The sequence below is a fragment of the Streptomyces sp. MI02-7b genome (assembly GCF_033793585.1).
In the GTDB taxonomy this organism is placed as follows: Bacteria; Actinomycetota; Actinomycetes; order Streptomycetales; family Streptomycetaceae; genus Actinacidiphila.
Genome location: NZ_JARAWX010000012.1, coordinates 133,332 through 154,116, shown reverse-complemented (window position 1 = coordinate 154,116; position 20,785 = coordinate 133,332). Strand labels below are relative to the sequence as shown.

The 20,785-nt window shown below is 72.1% G+C and carries 20 protein-coding genes and 1 tRNA gene; 10 read left to right on the top strand and 11 right to left on the bottom strand.

Going from position 1 to position 20,785, the window contains the following annotated elements; translation table 11 throughout:
• Position 1: 1 nt before the first annotated feature.
• The 3 genes from galE (at position 2) to PV364_RS21270 (ending at position 3,275) form a co-directional block, all read left to right on the top strand.
• Complete coding sequence (gene galE / locus PV364_RS21280; protein ID WP_319661717.1) at positions 2-1,006, top strand: UDP-glucose 4-epimerase GalE; 1,005 nt, start codon at positions 2-4, stop codon at positions 1,004-1,006.
• 7 nt (positions 1,007-1,013) lie between these two features.
• Complete coding sequence (gene galK, locus PV364_RS21275) at positions 1,014-2,162, top strand: galactokinase (RefSeq protein ID WP_319661716.1); 1,149 nt, start codon at positions 1,014-1,016, stop codon at positions 2,160-2,162.
• A 300-nt stretch (positions 2,163-2,462) separates the two neighbouring features.
• The gene (locus PV364_RS21270) at positions 2,463-3,275 is read left to right on the top strand and encodes a response regulator transcription factor (protein WP_319661715.1); all 813 of its coding nucleotides are present in this window, start codon (positions 2,463-2,465) and stop codon (positions 3,273-3,275) included.
• Positions 3,276-3,336: 61 nt separating this feature from the next.
• Here PV364_RS21270 and PV364_RS21265 read toward each other — a convergent pair whose 3' ends face one another.
• Together PV364_RS21265 and PV364_RS21260 are read right to left on the bottom strand one after the other, a co-directional pair.
• Entirely contained in the window at positions 3,337-4,116 is a 780-nt protein-coding gene (locus PV364_RS21265) for an SH3 domain-containing protein (protein WP_319661714.1), read from the bottom strand.
• A 240-nt stretch (positions 4,117-4,356) separates the two neighbouring features.
• Positions 4,357-4,854, bottom strand: coding sequence for a MarR family winged helix-turn-helix transcriptional regulator (locus tag PV364_RS21260; RefSeq protein WP_319661713.1), 498 nt, complete (start codon positions 4,852-4,854; stop codon positions 4,357-4,359).
• Positions 4,855-4,975: 121 nt separating this feature from the next.
• Here PV364_RS21260 and PV364_RS21255 point away from each other — a divergent pair, with 121 nt between their 5' ends.
• The gene (locus PV364_RS21255) at positions 4,976-5,797 is read left to right on the top strand and encodes a trans-aconitate 2-methyltransferase (protein WP_319661712.1); all 822 of its coding nucleotides are present in this window, start codon (positions 4,976-4,978) and stop codon (positions 5,795-5,797) included.
• Positions 5,798-5,801: 4 nt separating this feature from the next.
• The gene (locus PV364_RS21250; RefSeq protein ID WP_319661711.1) at positions 5,802-6,167 is read left to right on the top strand and encodes a VOC family protein; all 366 of its coding nucleotides are present in this window, start codon (positions 5,802-5,804) and stop codon (positions 6,165-6,167) included.
• A 28-nt stretch (positions 6,168-6,195) separates the two neighbouring features.
• Here PV364_RS21250 and PV364_RS21245 read toward each other — a convergent pair whose 3' ends face one another.
• The 6 genes from PV364_RS21245 to PV364_RS21220 form a co-directional block, all read right to left on the bottom strand.
• A complete protein-coding gene (locus tag PV364_RS21245; RefSeq protein ID WP_319661710.1) occupies positions 6,196-6,690 on the bottom strand; it encodes a hypothetical protein in 495 nt (164 codons plus the stop codon).
• A gap of 50 nt (positions 6,691-6,740) precedes the next feature.
• Entirely contained in the window at positions 6,741-7,328 is a 588-nt protein-coding gene (gene pth, locus PV364_RS21240; RefSeq protein WP_319661709.1) for an aminoacyl-tRNA hydrolase, read from the bottom strand.
• 86 nt (positions 7,329-7,414) lie between these two features.
• On the bottom strand, positions 7,415-8,026 hold the full coding sequence (locus PV364_RS21235; RefSeq protein ID WP_319661708.1) for a 50S ribosomal protein L25/general stress protein Ctc: 612 nt from the start codon (positions 8,024-8,026) through the stop codon (positions 7,415-7,417).
• Positions 8,027-8,214: 188 nt separating this feature from the next.
• Positions 8,215-9,192 (bottom strand): ribose-phosphate diphosphokinase, encoded by a 978-nt coding sequence (locus PV364_RS21230; protein ID WP_319661707.1) that lies wholly within the window; start codon positions 9,190-9,192, stop codon positions 8,215-8,217.
• A 139-nt stretch (positions 9,193-9,331) separates the two neighbouring features.
• The gene (gene glmU / locus PV364_RS21225; RefSeq protein ID WP_319661706.1) at positions 9,332-10,771 is read right to left on the bottom strand and encodes a bifunctional UDP-N-acetylglucosamine diphosphorylase/glucosamine-1-phosphate N-acetyltransferase GlmU; all 1,440 of its coding nucleotides are present in this window, start codon (positions 10,769-10,771) and stop codon (positions 9,332-9,334) included.
• Between the two features lie 95 nt (positions 10,772-10,866).
• Positions 10,867-10,937, bottom strand: a tRNA-Gln gene (locus tag PV364_RS21220).
• A gap of 247 nt (positions 10,938-11,184) precedes the next feature.
• On the opposite strand from PV364_RS21220, the gene PV364_RS21215 reads away from it, so the two are divergent.
• Positions 11,185-12,174 (top strand): acyl-CoA desaturase, encoded by a 990-nt coding sequence (locus PV364_RS21215; protein ID WP_319661705.1) that lies wholly within the window; start codon positions 11,185-11,187, stop codon positions 12,172-12,174.
• Between the two features lie 76 nt (positions 12,175-12,250).
• Positions 12,251-12,853, top strand: a complete 603-nt coding sequence (locus PV364_RS21210) for a TetR/AcrR family transcriptional regulator (protein ID WP_319661813.1) — start codon at positions 12,251-12,253, stop codon at positions 12,851-12,853.
• Between the two features lie 77 nt (positions 12,854-12,930).
• Here PV364_RS21210 and ppc read toward each other — a convergent pair whose 3' ends face one another.
• Positions 12,931-15,654, bottom strand: a complete 2,724-nt coding sequence (gene ppc / locus PV364_RS21205) for a phosphoenolpyruvate carboxylase (protein WP_319661704.1) — start codon at positions 15,652-15,654, stop codon at positions 12,931-12,933.
• A gap of 189 nt (positions 15,655-15,843) precedes the next feature.
• Between ppc and PV364_RS21200 the strand changes: the two genes are divergently transcribed.
• Positions 15,844-17,154: a sensor histidine kinase gene (locus tag PV364_RS21200; RefSeq protein ID WP_319661703.1), complete on the top strand. Its 1,311-nt coding sequence runs from the start codon at positions 15,844-15,846 to the stop codon at positions 17,152-17,154.
• 678 nt (positions 17,155-17,832) lie between these two features.
• Here PV364_RS21200 and PV364_RS21195 read toward each other — a convergent pair.
• Complete coding sequence (locus tag PV364_RS21195; RefSeq protein WP_319661701.1) at positions 17,833-18,345, bottom strand: SUKH-3 domain-containing protein; 513 nt, start codon at positions 18,343-18,345, stop codon at positions 17,833-17,835.
• Positions 18,342-18,836: a YwqJ-related putative deaminase gene (locus PV364_RS21190; RefSeq protein ID WP_319661700.1), complete on the bottom strand. Its 495-nt coding sequence runs from the start codon at positions 18,834-18,836 to the stop codon at positions 18,342-18,344. The genes PV364_RS21195 and PV364_RS21190 overlap by 4 nt, the downstream gene beginning before the upstream one ends.
• A 299-nt stretch (positions 18,837-19,135) precedes the next feature.
• Here PV364_RS21190 and PV364_RS21185 point away from each other — a divergent pair, with 299 nt between their 5' ends.
• Positions 19,136-19,708, top strand: coding sequence for a hypothetical protein (locus PV364_RS21185; RefSeq protein ID WP_319661699.1), 573 nt, complete (start codon positions 19,136-19,138; stop codon positions 19,706-19,708).
• Between the two features lie 77 nt (positions 19,709-19,785).
• Positions 19,786-20,781: an HNH endonuclease gene (locus PV364_RS21180; protein WP_319661698.1), complete on the top strand. Its 996-nt coding sequence runs from the start codon at positions 19,786-19,788 to the stop codon at positions 20,779-20,781.
• Positions 20,782-20,785 lie beyond the last annotated feature (4 nt).

Genomic DNA, 20,785 nt, shown 5'->3' with positions numbered 1-20,785 from the left:
CATGAGCGACACCCCCAGCGCCGGTGCCCCCGAGACCGGCGGGAAGAAGGTCCTGGTGACCGGCGGCGCCGGTTACGTGGGCAGCGTCGTGGCGGCCCACCTGCTGGAGGCAGGGCACCGGGTCACCGTGCTGGACGACCTGTCCACCGGCTTCCGGGCCGGCGTGCCCGGCGGCGCCACGTTCGTCGAGGGCCGCGTCCAGGACGCGGGCAAGGTGCTCGACTCCTCGTACGACGCCGTGCTGCACTTCGCGGCCAGCTCCCAGGTCGGCGAGTCCGTGGTCAACCCGGAGAAGTACTGGCGCAACAACGTCGCGGGCACCCTGGAACTGCTGGGCGCCATGCGCGAGACGGGGGTGCGCCGGCTGGTCTTCTCCTCCACGGCGGCCACCTACGGCGAGCCGAAGTCCGTCCCGATCACCGAGGACGACCCGACCCTGCCGACCAACCCGTACGGCGCGTCCAAGCTCGCCGTCGACCACATGATCACCAGCGAGGCCGTCGCGCACGGCCTGGCGGCGGTGTCCCTGCGCTACTTCAACGTGGCCGGCGCCTACGGGGAGTTCGGCGAGCGGCACGACCCCGAGTCGCACCTGATCCCGCTGGTCCTCCAGGTCGCCCAGGGCCGCCGCGAGGCGATCTCGGTCTTCGGTGACGACTACCCGACCCCCGACGGCACCTGCATCCGCGACTACATCCACGTCGCCGACCTCGCCGAGGCGCACCTGCTCGCCGTCGACGCCGCCACCCCGGGCGAGCACCTGATCTGCAACCTGGGCAACGGCAACGGCTTCTCGGTGCGCGAGGTCGTCGAGACCGTACGGCAGGTCACCGGCCACCCCGTCCCCGAGGTCGTCGCCCCGCGCCGGGCCGGCGACCCCGCGGTCCTGGTCGCCTCCGCCGAGCGCGCCAAGGAGCGGCTGGGCTGGCGGCCCTCACGCACCGACCTCGCGGAGATCGTCCGCGACGCCTGGACCTTCACGCAGGCCCTGCAGAACCGGGAGTAGAGCGACAGTGACAGCGGACGCCTTCCGAACGACGTACGGCACCGGGCCCGAGGGCGTGTGGGCCGCCCCCGGGCGGGTCAACCTCATCGGTGAGCACACCGACTACAACGACGGCTTCGTGATGCCCTTCGCGCTGCCGCACACCACCGTCGCGGCGGTGGCCCGCCGCGCCGACGGGCGGCTGCGGCTGCACAGCGCCTCGCCGGACGTCGACGGCGGCGTGGTCGAACTGCACGTGGACGAACTGGAGGCCGGCGGCGGCGCGGGCTGGGCCGACTACCCCGCCGGGGTGGTGTGGGCGCTGCGCGACGCAGGCCACGCGATCACCGGCGCCGACATCCACTTCGAGAGCACCGTCCCGACCGGTGCGGGCCTGTCGTCCTCGGCCGCGCTGGAGGTGGTGACGGCCGTCGCGCTCAACGAGCTGTACGGGCTGGGCCTGGAGCCCTGGCGGCTGGCCCGGCTGTGCCAGCGCGCCGAGAACGTCTACGTGGGCGCCCCCACCGGCATCATGGACCAGACCGCCTCGGCGTGCTGCACCGAGGGGCACGCGCTGTGGCTGGACACCCGCGACCTGTCGCAGCGTCAGATCCCGTTCGACATGGCCGCGCAGGGCCTGCGGCTGCTCGTCGTCGACACCCGGGTCACCCACGCCCACAGCGAGGGCGAGTACGGCAAGCGCCGGACCGGCTGCGAGCGGGCGGCAGCCGTACTGGGCGTCGAGGCGCTGCGCGACATCCCCTACGACGGTCTCGACGCGGCCCTGGAGCAACTGGCCGGCGAGCCCGAACTGCGGCCGCTGGTACGGCACGTGGTGACCGAGGACCGGCGCGTGGAGCGGGTCGTCGGGCTGCTGGAGGCGGGCGACGCCCGTGCCATCGGGCCGGTCCTGACCGAGGGGCACGCCTCGCTCCGCGACGACTTCCGGGTCTCCTGCCCCGAACTCGACCTCGTGGTCTCCGCGGGCAACGAGGCCGGAGCGCTCGGCGCCCGCATGACGGGCGGCGGATTCGGCGGCTCGGCCATCGTGCTGGTCGAGGAGCCGGCCGCGGAGAAGGTCGCCGACTCGGTGGTGGCCGCCTTCGCCGACGCGGGGTACCGCGAACCCCGCGTCTTCACGGCGGTGCCCTCGGCGGGCGCGCGGCGGCTCGCGTAGCGGAACGACCCCCGGCGCACGGGACACGCCGCGCACCGGGGGTCACACCCGCGGACCCGGGCCGGCAACTGGGGCCGCCCAGTTTTTCCATTCGGGCGCCTTTGTCTGCTCCTGCCCCTAGGCTCTTGAACACCGCCGGTGGGGGCCGGTGGCATCAGGGGGCGAGACACAAGGGTTCGGCACCTGGCGGAGGACGACGGCTAGCCCGGCGGCATGCGGCGTCCGCTCCAGGTGCCGGGCCTCAGTGCACCTCAACCTCGTCCGTTGGGGGGAAACCGCCTAATGCCGGGAGTGGGGCCCGTGGGACGAATCCGTGTTCTCGTCGTGGACGACCACCGCATCTTCGCCGAGTCGCTCGCCGCGGCCCTGGCCGCGGAATCCGATGTGGACGTGTCGGCGGCCGGCAGTGGCGCGGCCGCCCAGCGCTGCCTCGAACGCGCGGCGGCGGACGGCCGCCGCTACGACGTACTGCTGGTGGACGCCGACCTCGGGTCGGCCGCGGGCGCGGCGGGCGTGCGCACGCTGAACGCCGTGGACACCAACGGCTCCGCAGCCGTCGTCTCCGGCGGTCCCGCCGCCCCGGGCGGCACGCCGCCCGGTGTCGACGGCATCGCGCTGGTGGAACGCGTCAGGAACGAACACCCCGCCACCCGCACGGTGGTGCTCGCCGAGCGTGACGACGCGCGCCGCGCCGCCCGCGCGTTGCAGGCCGGCGCCTCGGGATGGGTGGCCAAGGACTGCTCGCTGTCCCGGCTGCTGGCGGTCATGCGCGGGGTGCTGAGGGACGAGACCCACCTGCCGCCCGCCCTGCTCACAGGTGTGCTGCGGGAGTTGACCGCCGCTCGCCGCCACCGCACCGAGAGCGAACAGCTGGTGGAGTCGCTCACCCCGCGCGAGCAGGAGGTCCTGCGCTGCATGGTGGCGGGGCTGGGCCGCAAGGCGGTGGCCGAACGGCTCTACCTGTCCCCGCACACCGTCCGCACCCATATGCAGAACGTGCTGGGCAAGTTGGGTGTGCACTCGACGCTGGCCGCGGTGGCGCTTGCCCGGCGGGCGGGGGTGCCTCCGGTGGAGGGCGACGGCGGCCGGGTGGGCTCGGCGGCCCCTGCATGACGCGACGGCGGCCCGCCCTCCCCGGAACCGGGAGGACGGGCCGCCGCATCATCGCGATGTCCTAGCGACCACGGCCGCCTTCGCCGCCACGGCCGCCGCCTTCGCCGCCGCGACCGCCGCCTTCGCCGCCACGGCCGCCGCTGCCACCGTAGTTGCCGTCACGGCCGCCGCCTTCGCCGCCGCGACCGCCACCGCCGCCGCCACGGCCGTCGTCGCGGCCTCCGCCGCCACCGCCGTAGCAGCCACCGCCGCCACCACCGATGCCGCCACCGCCGATGCCGCCGATGCCGCCACCGCCGATGCCGCCGATGCCGCCGATGCCGCCACCGCCGATGCCGCCGACGCCACCACCGCCACTGAGCTCACTGGCGTTGCAGACGCGCGGCGACGCGCCGACGTTGGCGATGTAACGCCCTGCCGACCATGCGTAGAGGTTCTGGGCCAGGCGGTACCAACGCGGATTACCACCGATGTCCTGGCCATTGGTCTTGCAGACAATCGAGACCAGAGCGTTGTACGGGAGCACGCCCACCGAGCTGAACTGCGTGCCCGGGCCGCTGCGAACGCGCAGACCGATCCGGGCGATGACACGGCCCTGGTAGAGGGCGCTGTTGGGGCCGTCCGCCGCTGCGGACGCGATCTCGCCGGACAGGTCCGGGAGGTCCTCGCCGGCGCCCACGCTTTCCGTGTTCCCCGAGGGAGCCGGTGCGGCCTTCGGCGCGCCGGGTGCAGCGATCTCGTTGGCGAACGCGGTGCCCATCGTGCCAATGGCAAGGGTGCCGGCCAAGGCGCCGGTCACCGCTGTCGCGGCTATCTTGCTTGCGCGGGTGTGCAGAGTCATCTGCATCTCCAAGGTGGAGCGGGACCCGACAGGGTCCAGGGATTGGAAGCCGGCGCGGCTCGGCGCCTTTCAAAAAATGGCGCCGGTGCTCGGGTGCGCCGGCAGCCGCAAAGGTGGCCATCCGGGCCTTTATGCGGCGTTCACGTAGATCACGCTAAATCTGCCACTTTGGGTGCGCAACCGGTGGCAGAGCGTGGCCGTTTGTGATCTTCCCTGGGTGATTACGCCGGGTAATCGGCCTCAGCTCGGGATGTTGTCGAACGGCGCCGTCAACTGGCGCAGAAGGTCGGCGAGTTCTCCGCGCTGGCGGCCGGAGAGCTCGCCGAGGATGGCTCGTTCCTGCGCGAGCAGTCCCGCCAGGGCCTGGTCGGCACGGTCCCGGCCCTCCGGAGTGAGCCGTACGAGGACGCCGCGCCGGTCCGAGGGGTCGGGGAGTCGTTCCACCAGACCCTTCTTGGTGAGCCGGTCGATGCGGTTGGTCATCGTCCCGGACGTCACGAGCGTCTGGGTGAGCAGTTGCCCCGGGGAGAGCTGATAGGGCGCGCCCGCGCGGCGCAGCGACGTGAGGACGTCGAACTCCCATGGCTCCAGGCCGTGCTCCGCGAACGCCAGGCGACGTGCCCGGTCCAGGTGCCGCGCCAGCCGGCTGACCCGGCTGAGTACCTCGAGCGGTTCGACGTCGAGGTCGGGGCGCTCCCTGCGCCACGCCGCGACCAATCGGTCGACCTCGTCCTCCATGGGGATCAGTGTAGTGGTTCTGTCGACATGAAGTCTCTTGACATCAAGAGATTAGGTGCGGAACCTTGTGGGCAAGGTCGGCCGCAGGAAGAGATCCAACCTTCGCCAGGGAGTTCGAGACATGCCCGCAGCATCGTGGGACCCGCAGCAGTACCTCCGGCATTCCACCCACAGGACCCGTCCCTTCCACGACCTTCTGGCCCGGATACCGGAGCTCCCCGGCCCGTCCCCGCGCATCGTCGACATCGGCTGCGGCCCCGGCAACGTGACGGCCCTGCTCGCGGACCGCTGGCCTGCCGCGCGCATCACCGGCCTCGACAGCTCCGCCGACATGCTGGAGGCCGCGCAGGCCCATGCGGGCGTCACCCCCGGGGGCGGCAGCCTGGACTTCAGGGCCGCCGACGCCGCGCACTGGGTGCCGGAGGAGGACTACGACCTGATCGTGTCCAACGCCGCCCTGCAGTGGGTCGAGGGCCACGCCGAGCGCTTCCCCGAGTGGACCGCGCACCTGGTGCCCGGCGGGGTGCTCGCCTTCCAGGTGCCGGGCAACTTCACCTCCCCCAGCCATGCGCTGCTGGGCGAGCTGTGCGACTCCCCGGCCTGGCGCCACCGGCTGGGCGACGGCCACGGCCGCCGCTACGTCCACATCCTGGAGCCCGCCGCCTACCTGGAACGCCTCATCGACATTCCGGACGTCGACGTGGACGTCGACGTCTGGGAGACCACCTACGTCCAGCTGCTCCAGGGCGAGGACCCGGTCCTGGAGTGGACCAAGGGCACCGCGCTGCGCCCGGTGCTCACCGAACTGGCCGACGACCCCGCCGCCGCCGCGGAGTTTCTCGGCCAGTACCGCGACCTGCTGCGCAAGGCCTACCCCGCGGGCCCGCACGGCACCGTCTTCCCGTTCCGGCGGATCTTCGCCATCGCACGAAAGGCCCGCTGACCCCGTGATAGCCGCGCTCGACCACGTCCAGCTCGTCGCGCCGCCCGGTTGCGAGGAACGGCTGCGCGCCTACTACGCCGGCGTGCTCGGTATGACCGAGGTGCCCAAGCCGCCCGTACTGGCCGCCCGCGGCGGATGCTGGTTCACCTCCGGCGCCGCGCAGATCCACATCGGGGTGGAGGAGGACTTCCGCCCCGCGCGCAAGGCCCACCCGGGCCTGCGGGTGCGCGGCATCCGCGCCTACGCCGAGACGCTGGAGTCCCGGGGCGCGACGGTCGTCTGGGATCACGACCTGCCGGGCCACCACCGCTTCTACTCCGAGGACCCGGTCGGCAACCGCCTGGAGTTCCTGGAGCCCGAGGGGGCCTGAGCGGGCCGGAGCGCCGGGGGCGGCGGGCCTACAGCGTGAGGAACGCCGCCCCCAGCAGCGCCGCCCCGGCGATCCCGGCCACCCAGGCGGTGCGGGTCCACCGCAGACCGCCCGCCAGCACGAGTGCCGCCAGCAACAGCGCGCCCCCGAACGGGATCCAGGTGTGCAGCACGCCCGCCGTGCCAATCCGCACCACCGTGTCCGTGCCGGGCTCGACGGCGACGGGGATCCGCTCGCCGACACGGTGCGTGACCGCCTTGTCGATCGTCACCTTCGCCCGGATGGAGCCGAGCCCGGTCGGCACGAAGGGTCCCGTGCAGGTGTCGGCGGCGCAGGCGGAGACCGTCATGGTGCCCCGCTCGCGCCCCTTGGTGAGCATCGCGTGCTGGGCGGTCTTCCACGAGGTCCACACCCCGGCTGCCAGGATCACCAGGACGAGCGCGCTCAGCACCACGATCCGGGCGACCAGCACCAGACCCCACGTGCTCTCTGCGGTGCGGCGGGCAAGACTCCGTTTGGCCATGCGGGCGATCCTTGGCCATTGCCTGCCACTCGGTCAACTTCGCAGGCAGGTCAGCTGTTGTAGGTGCCCTGCGCCCGTTCCAGGCCCTCGCAGACCAGTGCCTCCACGGCGTCGGCCGCCCGGTCCACGAACCAGTCCAGCTCCTTGCGCTCCGTGCCGGAGAAGTCCTTGAGCACGAAGTCCGCCACCTGCATCCGTCCCGGCGGGCGCCCGATGCCGCAGCGCACCCGCAGGTAGTCCGGGCCGAGCGACTTGGTGATCGACTTCAGGCCGTTGTGGCCGTTGTCGCCGCCGCCCTTCTTGAGCCGCAGCGTCGCGTAGTCGATGTCCAGTTCGTCGTGGACGGCGATGATGTTGCCGAGCGGCACCTTGTAGAAGTCGCGCAGCGCGGTCACCGGTCCACCCGAGAGGTTCATGAACGTCATCGGCTTGGCCAGGACCACCCGGTGACCGCTGATGCGCCCCTCCACCACCTGCGAGCGGCTCTTGTGGGTCTTGAAGCGCCCGCCGATCCGGTCGGCGAGCAGATCGGCCACCATGAAGCCGATGTTGTGCCGGTTGCCGGCGTACTCCGGTCCGGGGTTGCCCAGTCCGGCCACCAGCCAGGGCCCCTCGGGGGCGCTATCCGCTGCGCTCATGCTCATGGCGTCCATTCAACAGGACCGCCGTCCCGCTCCTGACGGAGCGGGACGGCGGTCGTGAGAAGCGTGCTGCGTGCCGCTGATTACTCGGCGGCGGCCTCGGCGCCCTCGGCGCCCTCGCCCTCCTCGCCCTCACCCTCGGCGGCGGCCTCGGCCTGGGCGGCGACGACCTGCAGGACGACGGTGTCCTCGTCCACGGCCAGGGTGGTGCCCTTGGGGAGCGGGATGTCCTTGGCGAGGATGGAGGTACCGGCCTCCAGGCCCTCGACGGAGACGGTGACGCCGTCGGGGATGTGGGTGGCCTCGGCCTCGACCGGCAGCGCGTTGAGCACGTGCTCCAGGAGGTTGCCGCCGGGGGCGAGCTCGCCCTCGGTGCTGACCACGATCTCGACGGTGACCTTCTCGCCGCGCTTGACCGCGAGCAGGTCGACGTGCTCCAGGAAGCCCTTCAGCGGGTCGCGGGAGACGGCCTTGGGGATGACGAGCTCCTTGCCGTCACCCTCGATGTCCAGGCTGATCAGGACGTTCGGGGTGCGCAGGGCGAGCAGCAGCTCGTGACCCGGCATGGAGACGTGCTTGGGCTCCTGGCCGTGGCCGTAGATGACACCGGGAACCTGGTGCGCGCGGCGGATGCGGCGGGCAGCGCCCTTGCCGAACTCGGTGCGCAGCTGGGCGGCGATCTTCACCTCGGACATGGGAATCACACTCCTCGTAGTGACGACGGGACTTCTGTCTGGTCGCCCAGCCCACGACGGGCCGTTCCACTTACGAGGAGCGCGTCGATAACGGAGTCCGCCGCCCAAACGGCAACGGCCTCCCTCGCCGAGCAACTCGGTGAGTCTACCCGGCGGGGAGGCCGCCCCGGAAATCGATCAGCGCGTGATCAGTGCGAGTCCTCGAAGAGGCTCGTCACGGACCCGTCCTCGAAGACCTCGCGGACCGCGTTGGCGATGGTCGGAGCGATGGACAGCACCGTGATCTTGTCCAGCTCCAGCTCGCCCGGCGTGGGCAGCGTGTCGGTGAAGACGAACTCGCTCACCTTGGAGTTCTTCAGCCGGTCCGCGGCCGGGCCGGAGAGCACACCGTGCGTGGCGGTCACGATGACGTCCTCCGCGCCGTTGGCGAACAGGGCGTCCGCCGCGGCGCAGATGGTGCCACCGGTGTCGATCATGTCGTCCACCAGGACGCAGATGCGGCCGCGCACGTCACCGACGACCTCGTGCACGGTGACCTGGTTGGCGACGTCCGGGTCGCGCCGCTTGTGGACGATCGCCAGCGGCGCGCCGAGCCGGTCGCACCAGCGGTCGGCCACCCGGACGCGGCCGGCGTCGGGGGAGACCACGGTCAGCTTGGAGCGGTCGACCTTGGCGCCCACGTAGTCGGCCAGCAGCGGCAGCGCGAACAGGTGGTCCACCGGTCCGTCGAAGAAGCCCTGGATCTGGTCGGTGTGCAGGTCGACCGTGAGGATGCGGTCGGCACCCGCGGTCTTGAGCACATCGGCGATGAGCCGCGCCGAGATGGGCTCGCGGCCGCGGTGCTTCTTGTCCTGCCGGGCATAGCCGTAGAAGGGCACGACCACGGTGATGCGCTTGGCGGAGGCCCGCTTCAGCGCGTCGATCATGATCAGCTGCTCCATGATCCACTTGTTGATGGGCGCGGTGTGGCTCTGGATGACGAAGGCGTCCGAGCCGCGTGCCGACTCCTCGAAACGGACGTAGATCTCACCGTTCGCGAAGTCGAAGGCCTTGGTCGGCACAAGGGAGACGCCCAGCTCGCGTGCCACCTCCTCCGCGAGTTCGGGGTGTGCGCGGCCGGAGAAGAGCATCAGCTTCTTCTCACCGGTCGTCTTGATCCCGGTCACTGCACCGTCTCCTTGGTGTTCAACGCAGCTTCGCCCACGGTCGGCTAGCCGGCGGAATTGTGTGCACCTCACACGGTACGCGCTGCTGGGAGCACCCGCGCACGTGAGAATGGCCTCTTCCGGTTCGCCGCGGGTCCGGTCAGGCGTCCTGGTCGTCCTGCTGGGCGCGTTCGGCGGCGTGCGCCGCGGCGCTTCCCGGACGCTTCCGGGCCACCCAGCCCTCGATGTTGCGCTGCTGGCCGCGCGCGACGGCGAGCGAACCGGCGGGCACGTCCTTGGTGATGACCGAGCCCGCGGCGGTGTAGGCGCCGTCCCCGACTGTGACGGGAGCCACGAACATGTTGTCCGAGCCGGTGCGGCAATGGGAGCCGATGCTGGTGTGGTGCTTGTGCTGTCCGTCGTAGTTGACGAAGACGCTGGCCGCGCCGATGTTGGTGTACTCGCCGATGGTCGCGTCGCCGACGTACGACAGGTGCGGCACCTTGGTGCCCTCGCCGATCGTGGCGTTCTTCATCTCCACGTACGTGCCGGCCTTGGACTTCGGGCCGAGCCGGGTACCCGGGCGCAGGTAGGCGTACGGGCCCACGCCGGCCGCCTCGCCGATCTCGGCGCCGTCGCAGACCGCGTTGACCACGCGGGCGCCGGGGCCCACGACGGTGTCGGTCAGGGTGCAGTTGGGGCCCACCTCGGCGCCGGCGGCGAGCCGGGTGGCGCCGTACAGCTGGGTGTTCGGCAGCACGACCGTGTCGGGCTCGAACTCCACGGTGACGTCCACCCACGTGGAGGCCGGGTCCATGATCGTCGCGCCTTCGAGCATCGCCCGTTCCAGCAGGCGGTCGTTGAGCAGCCGGCGGGCCTCGGCGAGCTGAACGCGGTTGTTGATGCCGGCGATCTCGCGGTGGTCGGCGGCCACGGAGGCGCCGACGCGGTGACCGGCCTCGCGCAGGATGCCCAGGGTGTCGGTCAGGTACTCCTCGCCCTGGGCGTTGTCGGTGGTCACCTTGGCCAGCGCGTCCGCCAGCAGCGCCGCGTCGAACGCGAACACCCCGGAGTTGATCTCGCAGATGGCGCGCTGCTCGACGGTGGCGTCCTTCTGCTCCACGATCGCCAGCACCGAGCCGTCGTCGCCGCGCACGATGCGGCCGTAGCCCGTCGGGTCGGGGACCTCTGCGGTGAGCACGGTCACCGCGTTGGCGTCGGCGGCGTGCGCGGCGATCAGGGTGCGCAGCGTGTCGGGGGTGAGCAGCGGGGTGTCGCCGGCGGCGATCACCACCGTGCCGCTGAGCTCGGGGAGTTCCGCGAGCCCGACGCGGACCGCGTGGCCGGTGCCGTTCTGCTCGTGCTGGACCGCGGTGCGGATCGACGGGTCGATCTCGCCGAGGTGCGCGGTCACCTGGTCGCGGGCGTGGCCGACCACGACGAGCAGGTGCTCGGGGTCCAGGGCGCGCGCGGCGGCGACGACATGCCCCACCAGGGAACGGCCACTGATCGCGTGCAGGACTTTGGGGGTTGCCGACTTCATGCGGGTGCCCTCACCCGCGGCAAGGACGATGACAGCAGCCGGGCGGTGGGCGCTCACGGAAGGGGCTCCTCGGCGTGGGGTGACATTCACCCGCAGGATACCGGGGCGTAACGGACCAGGGGCACGGAAGCCGACGTGACCCCGGGTAGGCGCTCCGCTGCCAGGATTCGAACCCGGACTTAAGGGACCAAAACCCTCAGTGCTGCCGTTACACCACAGCGGATGGCACAAGCCGTCGTACCGGACGCCCCTGCCGGGGTGCCCGTTCGGCCTCCCCCACTATGCCGCACCGAGGCCCCCCAATGCGACGACAAAGATCGGCACTTCTCTTTCCCCGATCGTGGGTACACGTGTCAAGAGCCGTATTCCGGGTCGACACGCGCGCCCGGTTCGCCTGTCACTTGGAGTTGCCGGAATTACGGCACCGTAGGTTACGGTTGCGTAGCTCCCCGACATCGTGAGGGACCCCCATGACCACACAGACCGACGTGATCACCGAGTCCCCGGAACCCGGGCCCGGCGACGGCACGTCGCTTCCGCGCGCCACCCTCGGCGCGGACCGGAAGCAGTCACTTGAACAGATCACCCTCGGGCTCTTCATCGCCGTCCCCTTCCTCGCGCTCGTCGCGGCGATCCCGTTCGCGTGGGGCTGGGGCCTGAGCTGGCTCGACCTCGGCCTGATGGTCGGGATGTACTTCCTGGGCTGCCACGGCATCACCATCGGCTTCCACCGCCACTTCACCCACGGATCGTTCAAGGCCAACCGGCCGCTCAAGATCGCCCTGGCGATCGCGGGCTCCATGGCCGTCGAGGGGCCGGTCGTGCGCTGGGTCGCCGACCACCGCAAGCACCACCGGTACTCCGACGCCGAGGGCGACCCGCACAGCCCCTGGCGCTACGGGGAGACCCTGCCCGCCCTGCTGAAGGGCCTGTGGTGGGCGCACATGGGCTGGCTCTTCGACGAGGAGCAGACCCCGCAGCAGAAGTACGCCCCGGACCTGATCAAGGACCCGGCGATCCGGCGGGTCAGCCGCGACTTCTGGCTCTGGACGACGGTCTCGCTGGCGCTGCCGCCGCTCGTCGGCGGTCTGGCCACCATGTCCTGGACCGGCGCCGCCACCGCCTTCTTCTGGGGCTCCCTGGTGCGCGTCGCGCTGCTGCACCACGTCACGTGGTCGATCAACTCGATCTGCCACGCGGTCGGCAAGCGCCCCTTCCGCTCCCGCGACAAGTCCGGCAACGTCTGGTGGCTGGCCGTCCTGTCCTGCGGCGAGTCCTGGCACAACCTCCACCACGCCGATCCGACCAGCGCCCGGCACGGTGTGCTGCGCGGCCAGATCGACTCCAGCGCCCGGATCATCCGCTGGTTCGAGATGCTCGGCTGGGCCACGGACGTGCGCTGGCCGACCGCTGACCGTATCGCGGCCCGCCGTAAGGAAAGCGTCAGCGAAGCGGCATGATTGACGGGTGAGCGACGGCAGCAGTAGCAGCAGAGGGAGCGAGGGCACGTCGTCCCGGCGTGCCCGCAGGGTGCGCATGACCGGCAAGGAGCGCCGCGAGCAGCTCCTCGACGTGGGGCGCACGCTCTTCGCCGAGCGCGGCTACGAGGGCACCTCGGTCGAGGAGATCGCGCACAAGGCGGGCGTCTCCAAGCCCGTGGTGTACGAGCACTTCGGCGGCAAGGAAGGCCTCTACGCCGTCGTCGTGGACCGCGAGATGCGCCAGCTGCTGGACATGGTCACCGGGGCGCTCACCGGCGGTCATCCGCGCGAACTGCTGGAACAGGCCGCCTTCGCGCTCCTGGACTACATCGAGCAGTTCACCGACGGCTTCCGGATCCTCGTACGGGACTCCCCGGTCGCGCAGTCGACAGGCACCTTCGCCTCACTGATCAGCGACATCGCCACCCAGGTGGAGGACATCCTCGGCATGGAGTTCAAGCAGCGCGGCTTCGACCCCAAGCTCGCCCCGATGTACGCGCAGGCCCTGGTCGGCATGGTCGCGCTCACCGGCCAGTGGTGGCTGGACGCCCAGAAGCCGAAGAAGGCCGACGTCGCCGCGCACCTGGTCAACCTCTCCTGGAACGGGCTGTCGGGCCTGGAGCCCAGACCCCGGCTGATCGGCCACCGCAAGAACTGAGCGCCGCCCCGACCTGTACGGCGAAGGCGCCGCACCCGAGTGGGGTGCGGCGCCTTCGCCGTGCCGTGCCGGCGCGATCAGCCGGTGTTGCGCAGGCCGGCCGCCACGCCGTTGACGGTCAGCAGCAGCGCGCGGGCGAGCAGCGGGTCGGGCTCCTCCCCGCGGGCGGCGGCCTCCCGCTGCCGGTGCAGCAGGGCGACCTGGAGGTAGGAGATCGGGTCCAGGTAGGCGTCGCGGATGTGGAAGGTCTGCCGCAGCGCCGGCTGCGCGTCCAGCAGCTCCGCCTCGCCGGTGATCCGCAGCACCTCGGCGACCGTCAGCTCGTGCTCCGCCCGGATGGTGTCGAAGACGTGCTTCAGCTCCTCCGGCACCAGGGTGTCCACGTAGTGCCGGGCGATCCGCAGGTCCGTCTTGGCCAGCGTCATCTCGACGTTGGACAGGAAGTTGCGGAAGAAGTGCCACTGCTCGTACGCCTCGGCGATGTCCGCCTCCCGGCCCGCCTCGCGCGCGGCCTTCAGCCCCGAGCCGACGCCGAACCAGCCGGGCACGATCTGCCGCGACTGCGTCCAGCCGAACACCCACGGGATCGCCCGCAGCCCGTCCAGACCCGCGCCGCTGTCCGGGCGGCGGGAGGGACGGGACCCCAGGTGCAGCTCGGCGAGCTGGTCGACCGGCGTGGAGGCGAAGAAGTACGCCGGCAGGTCCGGGTCCTCCACCAGCCGCCGGTATGTGGCGTGCGCGGCGTCGGAGACCACGTCCATGGCGGCGTCCCAGCGGGCCAGCGCCTCGTCGGACTGGCGCGGGGCGGTGTGCAGGGCCGAGGCCTGCAGCGTGGCCGCCACCGTCAGTTCCAGGTTCTCCCGGGCCAGCGACGGGATCAGGTACTTGTCCGAGATGACCTCGCCCTGCTCCGTCACCTTGATCTCGCCCTCCAGCGTGCCCCAGGGCTGCGCCAGGATCGCGTCGTGGGTGGGGCCGCCGCCCCGGCCCACCGTGCCGCCGCGGCCGTGGAACAGCCGCAGCCGCACCCCGTGCCGGTGCGCCACGTCGCGCAGCCGCCGCTGCGCGCGGTGGATCTCCCACTGCGAGGTGGTGATGCCGCCGAACTTGGAGCTGTCGCTGTAGCCGAGCATCACCTCCTGCACGTCCCCGCGCAGCGACACGAGCTTGCGGTAGGAGGGGTCGGAGAGCATCTCGTCGAGCAGCCTGTCGGCGACCTTCAGCTCGTCGGTGGTCTCCAGCAGCGGCACGATGCCGATCCTGGCGACATCCCCGTGCAGGTCGATCAGCCCGGCCTCGCGCGCCAGCACCGCCGCCGCGAAGACGTCGTCGGAGCCGAGGCACATCGAGATGATGTACGACTCCACGACCTCCGGCCCGAAGCGCTCGAAGGCCTCGGCGATGGTGTGGAAGACACCCAGCGTCTTCGCGCCGGCCGCGTCCAGCGGCGCCGGGGTGGGCGCCAGCGGGCGGCGCGAGCGCAGTTCCTTGGCGAGCAGCTTGCGGCGGTACTCGCGCGGCATGTCCGCGTACCGCCAGGACTCCTCGCCGAGGCGGTCGAAGAGCTGGCCGAGGGCGTGGTGGTGGGCGTCCGCGTGCTCACGGACGTCCATCGTGGCCAGCTGCAGACCGAAGGCCGACAGCGTGCGGATCGTGCGGTCCAGGCGGCCGTCGGCGATCAGCTCGCCGCGGTTGGCGCGCAGCGAGTCCTGGATCAGGCGCAGGTCGGCCAGGAGCCCGCCGGTGCCCAGGTAGTCCCTGCCGGGGACGTGCGGGGTGCCGGTGGCCAGCCGCTCGCGCGTGTTGAGCAGCTTCTGCCGGATGCAGGTGGCCTTGAGCCGGTACGGCTCCTCCGCGTTCAGCCGCTTGTAGCGCGGGCTGATCCCCGGGAGCCGGCTGAGGTCCTGCTCCAGGTCGGCGAGCAGCTCCGGGCTGGCGCCGGAGTTGCGGATGGAGTTCGACAGCATCGCCCGCAGGTCGTCGACCATCTCCAGGGCGTCGGTGATGCCGTGCTCGTGCTGCAGGATCAGCACGTCCCAGGTGACCTGCGGTGTGACGTTCGGGTTGCCGTCCCGGTCGCCGCCGATCCAGGTGCCGAAGGTCAGCGGGCGGGTCTCCGGCGGCAGCGGCACACCCACCCGCTCCAGCTCGGCGGCCAGGTCCTCCAGGACGTCGCCCACGGCGCGGGCGTGCAGCTCGTCCAGGTAGTAGATGGCGTTGCGCGCCTCGTCCGCGGGCTCGGGACGCACCACGCGCAGCTCGTCGGTCTGCCACAGCAGGTCGATGTTCTCCGCCAGCCGCACGTCGGTGCGGCGGCGGTCGGCGTCCTGCGGCTTGTCCAGCAGGGCGGCGATGCGGCGCAGCTTGTTCAGCACGCTGCGGCGGGCCGCCTCGGTCGGATGGGCGGTGAAGACCGGCCGCACGTTGAGGTTGCGCACGGACTGGCGCAGGTGCTCGGGATCGGCGTCCTTCAGCAGGTCAGCCGTACGGGTCAGCAGGCCCCCGTCGGTGGCCCGGCGGGCCTGCAGCTCACGGCCGCGGTGCACCTGCTCGGTGACATTGGCGAGGTGGAAGTAGGTGGAGAAGGCGCGCACCAGTTTGGCGGCGGTCTGCAGATCTGTGTCGCCGAGAAGGGCGGCGGCGGCCTCGCCGTCGCTGCGGGTCAGCGCCCGCACCTTCTCCACGAGGTCGAGGAGTTCCTGGCCTTCCTGCCGTACGAGCGTCCCGCCGAGGAGGTCGCCCAGGCGGCGGATGTCCGCGCGCAGGGGTGCGCTCTCGGTGGTGTTGTCGGCGCTGCTCACAGGTGCGGCTCCTAGTGCAGTGGTATGGATCGCGGCAAGAAACGCGTGGGCCCCGCACGGCGGGTCGTCCGGTCGTGAGGGGACGGGAGAGGCGGACCGCGCTGTCCGACGCCACCAGGATAGAAGGGCCGCCCGCCCGCGACCGGGGCTGACCGCCAGGCGGACAGCGCCGCGTCTAGGCTGGGCCGTATGAGTACGACGGGGGAGTACGTACCGGACGGAGCTGGAGGACGGAGCCGGGGGGCCGCCGGGCCGTGGTGGTGGGCCCGGCGGCGGAGCATGGTGCTCGACGTGGTGCTGGCCGCCGTCTCGGCGCTGGAGTGCCTCGTCGAGGGCGTCGCCTTCGCGGAGAAGACCGGGGTGTCCCCGGTCGTCGCGGGCGTCTTCGGTCTGCTGGTCGGCTCCCTGCTGGTGCTGCGCAGGCGGTGGCCGGTGGCGGTGGTCCTCGTGTCCATCGCGATCACGCCCGCCCAGATGGGCATCCTGCTCAGCGTCGTCGGCCTCTACACCCTGGCCGCCTCCGACGTGCCCCGGCGCATCATCGCGGTGCTCTCCGGGATGACCATGCTCGGCACGCTGATCGTCACCTTCCTGCAGATGCACGGCGACCTCAGCTCCGGCACCTACCACGCGCCGCTCGCGGCGGTCGCCCTCACCTCCGTGCTCGCGGCGATCGGCGTGACAGCGCCGCCGGTGCTCCTCGGGCTCTACGCGGGCGCCAGGCGGCGCCTGGTGGAGTCGCTGCGCGAGCGGGCGGACGGCCTGGAGCGGGAGCTGTCCCTGCTGGCGGAGAAGGCCTCCGAGCGCGCCGAACGGGCCCGCATGGAGGAGCGCACCCGTATCGCCCGCGAGATGCACGACGTGGTCGCGCACCGGGTGAGCCTCATGGTCGTCCACGCGGCGGCGCTCCAGGCGATCGCCGTCAAGGACCCCGAGAAGGCCTCCGCGAGCGCGCAGCTGCTGGGCGACATGGGACGCCAGGCCCTCAACGAGCTGCGCGAGATGCTCGGCGTCCTGCGGACCGTCCCGGGGCCCGGGCCGGCGGTGCCGGCGGTGACCGCGCCCGTTGCGGAGCCCGCCCCGGCGCCCGCGCCCGCGGATGTCCACGACGACTCCGGGCCCTGCCTCGCGGAACTGCACGCGCTCGTCGAGGAGTCGCGGGCGGCGGGCATGCACGTGGAGTTCACGGTGGAGGGGACGGAGCGGTCCCTGGCGGCGCGCGTGGAGACCACGGTCTACCGCGTGGTGCAGGAAGCCCTCACCAACGTTCACAAGCACGCCCCGGGCGCCCGCGCGCGCATCCGGCTGGCGTACCGCGAGGCGGAGATAGCCGTCCTCGTCCAGAACGGGCCCTCCGACGGGGCGGCGGCCATCGCGCTGCCCAGTGGGGGGAACGGGCTCATCGGCATGCGGGAGCGTGTCACCGCGCTCGGAGGCGGCTTCGCCGCCGGGACCACGACGGAAGGCGGCTTCCGCGTCTCCGCGCTTCTGCCTGCGTAGCTGTGGGGTTTTTTCCCCGCCCGCCCTCCCGTGTGCCCTGTGAAGTCAGGGCGCCCCGGCGCGCGTTTCGTGGGGTGCCGGGGTCGGGGCCTCCGGGGCTGGCCATTCTGGACAGCACATTTCGGTGCCTCGGGCACCCTCAACTGATCACCCCGGGTCATGCACCCAAATATGCTCCACAGTCCAGAACGCCCACCCCTACGACCCCGCCCCCTCCGTAGGTTGTCGCGCCTGATCCCCGGTGGGGGGTGGAAGCGGCACCGTGCCTGGGGCCGCTCGTTGGCGCAGCGCGGTCCGAGGGGGCCAGCGCTCGCGCGGCAGGCCGCGGGGCAAGAGTGAGGCGACCGCGGTCACCCCGGACCGCTTTCTCACCCCCTCCGGTGCGGTCCGAGGGGGCCCGCTGTCTCGCGGCAGGCGGGCGGGGCAAGAGTGAGGCAACCGCGGTCACCCGGACCGCCCCCACACCCCCCACCGGTGCGGTCCGAGGGGCCAGCGCTCACGCGGCAGGCCGAAGGGGCGGAGTCAGGCGACCGGGGTCGCCCGGACCGCGGCCATACCCCCTACCGGGGATCATGCGCATGGAACTACGGAGGGGCGGGGGAGTTGGGGGCACCCCCGGCCGGAGGCTGGGGGAGGGAGGGCGGGAGGGAAAAAACCTGCCCGCACAGCAACCCGGGGTCACGTCGTGAGGCGGTGGGGGCGCACGCCCGCCGTGAGCGTGCACAGCGCAGCGTCGATCGTCGGGCCCAAGTAGTAGTCCCCGGTGTGGTCCACGCAGTAGACGCGCCCGAGCGCATCGACGCCGAGATGTCCCTGCCCGGAGGACTCCACCCCGAGCGGCGCGACCTCCGTGTCGAGCGCGGAGCCGAGATCGCCCCAGGTGCGGGCGAGGTGCAGGCCCTGGAGGGGGTCGATGAGGACCCCGCTCGGCGCGACCTGGGGGCGGCCCGGGGCGGAGACCGCGGGGACGGTCAGGCCGCCGAACTCGGCCCAGGCCTCGACCGCGGCGGGGAAGACGCTGTGCCGGTGGCCGCCGGGGGAGACGTAGGCGCGCAGGGTGTCGGCCCAGACCTCGGCCTGGCGGATGTCCCACTGGCCGGGCTGCCAGCCCGCGGAGCGCAGCGCGGCGTCGACGCCGACGGGGAAGCGCGTCGAGGTGGTCCGTGCGTTGAGGGCGTCGCTCGCGCTCACTCGGCCTCGGCCCCCGGATCGAAGGGCCGCACGCCGAAGTGCGCGAGCAGCGGCAGGCAGGAGCGGCACGGCGGCGCGTAGCCGCCGTGCGCCGGGTCGCCGTCCTCACGTATGTGACGGGCCGTCACTTTCGCGCCCTTGAGCGCCTTGCGGGCCTCGGCGTGGGTGAGCGGCTTGCGCGCGGCGCGCTTGCTGCGCCCCGCGTCGGCCTGGGTGAGCCAGCGCGACAGCAGTACGGGCTCCGGGCACCGACCGGTGAAGCGCTCACGCTGTGCGACGGGCAGGGTGTCGAGCGCGTCCTGGACCAAGGGGTGCAGTTCGGGCGGCTGTTCGCCCTTGCTCCCGGTACAGGTGAGCACCTCGTCCTTGACCGACAGCGCCGCGGCGACCGCCGGCAGGATGCCGTCGCGGCGGTGGCGCAGCACGGGCGGTGGCGGCGCTTCCTCACTTCCCCAGGTCAGCCGCGGGTCCGCGGCACCTCTCGTCAGCATGTTCCTACGGCCCTCCGATCCGTCCTCCGAGGAGGACGTCCCCCTTATCTGCGCAAGACTGCCAATTGATCGCGCGTTACGGAAGTCGGTTGTGAGGTGAGAGGTTTACTTTGTGCCGGATGTCACGGCACTGTGGGGAGATGGGTATCGCAGTCCGATGTGCCACCGCTCTCGTCGTCCTGGTGTTGGCCACTGGTTGTACGGATAGTAGCGCCGGGCCGGACGCGAAGGGCGGGAAGGTCGTCGATTCGGGGGTTCCCGTCGCTTCGGACGATCACGAGCCGCTGAGTGCTCCCCAGTTGAGGGCCGCACTCGTCACCAACGCCGATGTGCCCGGTTATGTGGTGACCGGTACCGCGGGGACCGGCGCGATGAGTCCACATCAGGTGCTCACCGCCGGCCGCGCCGAATGCCGCCCGCTGTCCGACCCCGTCAGCGCCCGGCCCGCCCACCGGCGCACCGCGTACGCCTCCACGACGTTCACCTCGAAGGAGGCGGCCGGGGGCAGCGGCGAACTCGACATGCTGCTGCTGTCCGCGCACGCGCCGGGCGACGCGCGGAAGATCATGGGCGGTCTCGCCTCCGCCTTGCGGAAGTGCCGCACCTTCGAGGCGACCGACGGCGGCGGCCGCGCCACCGCCTTCGCCGTCCGTCCCGCCGAGGCGCCCACGGCCGGGGACGATGCGGTCGCGTACGTCCTGACCGACACCGCCGCGCCCGCGGACGGGGCCGCCACCGTCACCGTCGTCCGCACCGGCGGCAGCACCGCCACCTATGTGACCGTCCAACTGTCCGGCGGCACCGGCGGACCGCCCGCCGCGGTCGTGCGCACGCAGGACGCGAAACTCCGCCGCGTTGCCGCCGAGCAGTGACCGGAACCAGCCGAAGCACCTGCCGCCCCACCCCCTAGGCTGTGCCCAACACCAGATCCAGCATGGGGGCATCCGCAATGACGACAGGTCGGCTCGGGCACCGGGCCGCGCCACCGAACGCGGCCTACGCCGGTCAGATCGTGCACTTCCCCGACCCGGTGCGCCGCGCCCGCCATCCGCAGGGCGTCCGCGTGGACGACCTCGGCTTCCCGGACTTCACGCCCTACGCCCGTGCCGCCGCCGAGATCGCCGAGCCGCCGGACGGCTTCGGCATCGACGAACTGCGGCTCACCGACTACGTGTCCGCCAACGCCGCCCAGCACGCCGCCGGTCACGAACTGTGGGGCAGCCTGTCGCCGGTCGCCACCCCGCACGGCTGGACGTGGCACCATGTCGCCGGCTCGCGCCGCCTGGAACTGATCCCCGCCGAGGTCAAGTCGCTGCTGCGGCACCACGGCGGCCTCGCCACGACCGCCTCCGCGGACCACGACAAGCGCGGTACGCGACCGCTGCAGGACACCCGGCCCGCGCACTTCGCCGTGGGAACGGGCCGGAACGCCGCCGCGGCCGTCACCGAGCAGCAGGTGCGCGACGTCGAGGAGGAGCTCGGCTACCGGCTCCCCGGCGCCTACCGCAGCTTCCTCAAGGCCGCCGGCGGCTGCGCCCCGCGCGGCGTCGCCCTGCTGCCCCTGCTGGGACTCCTGGTCGACCAGCCCTTCTTCACGGTGCGCGACGAGTCGGCCGTCAACGACCTCGTCTACGTCAACAAGTGCCTGCGCGACCACCTCACCAAGGACTACCTCGCGATCTCCTACGTCCAGGGCGGGGTGCTCGCGGTCAAGGCGCGCGGCGCCGACCTCGGTTCGATGTGGCTGTGCGCCTACGATGACGTACGGGACACCGACGGTGCCTTCGCCTCCACCGAGGAGCGGGTGGCCGCGCTGCTGCTGCCCTGCGGCGAGGACTTCGACGCCTTCCTCGCCGCGCTCGCCGGCGACCCGCCGGAACTGGACACGGTCGCGAACCTGATGGTGGACGGCGGCTTCGCCCGCGCCGTCCCGTTGGAGGGGTGAGGCT

Coding starts and splice junctions, on each gene's coding strand:
- PV364_RS21255 (WP_319661712.1), top strand. CDS start 4,976: ATGCCCGCAGCATCGTGGGACCCGCAGCAGTACCTCCGGCATTCCACC.
- PV364_RS21245 (WP_319661710.1), bottom strand. CDS start 6,690: ATGGCCAAACGGAGTCTTGCCCGCCGCACCGCAGAGAGCACGTGGGGT.
- PV364_RS21215 (WP_319661705.1), top strand. CDS start 11,185: ATGACCACACAGACCGACGTGATCACCGAGTCCCCGGAACCCGGGCCC.
- PV364_RS21190 (WP_319661700.1), bottom strand. CDS start 18,836: ATGCTGACGAGAGGTGCCGCGGACCCGCGGCTGACCTGGGGAAGTGAG.
- pth (WP_319661709.1), bottom strand. CDS start 7,328: ATGAGCGCAGCGGATAGCGCCCCCGAGGGGCCCTGGCTGGTGGCCGGA.
- galE (WP_319661717.1), top strand. CDS start 2: ATGAGCGACACCCCCAGCGCCGGTGCCCCCGAGACCGGCGGGAAGAAG.
- PV364_RS21265 (WP_319661714.1), bottom strand. CDS start 4,116: ATGACTCTGCACACCCGCGCAAGCAAGATAGCCGCGACAGCGGTGACC.
- PV364_RS21235 (WP_319661708.1), bottom strand. CDS start 8,026: ATGTCCGAGGTGAAGATCGCCGCCCAGCTGCGCACCGAGTTCGGCAAG.
- PV364_RS21260 (WP_319661713.1), bottom strand. CDS start 4,854: ATGGAGGACGAGGTCGACCGATTGGTCGCGGCGTGGCGCAGGGAGCGC.
- PV364_RS21200 (WP_319661703.1), top strand. CDS start 15,844: ATGAGTACGACGGGGGAGTACGTACCGGACGGAGCTGGAGGACGGAGC.
- PV364_RS21180 (WP_319661698.1), top strand. CDS start 19,786: ATGACGACAGGTCGGCTCGGGCACCGGGCCGCGCCACCGAACGCGGCC.
- PV364_RS21210 (WP_319661813.1), top strand. CDS start 12,251: ATGACCGGCAAGGAGCGCCGCGAGCAGCTCCTCGACGTGGGGCGCACG.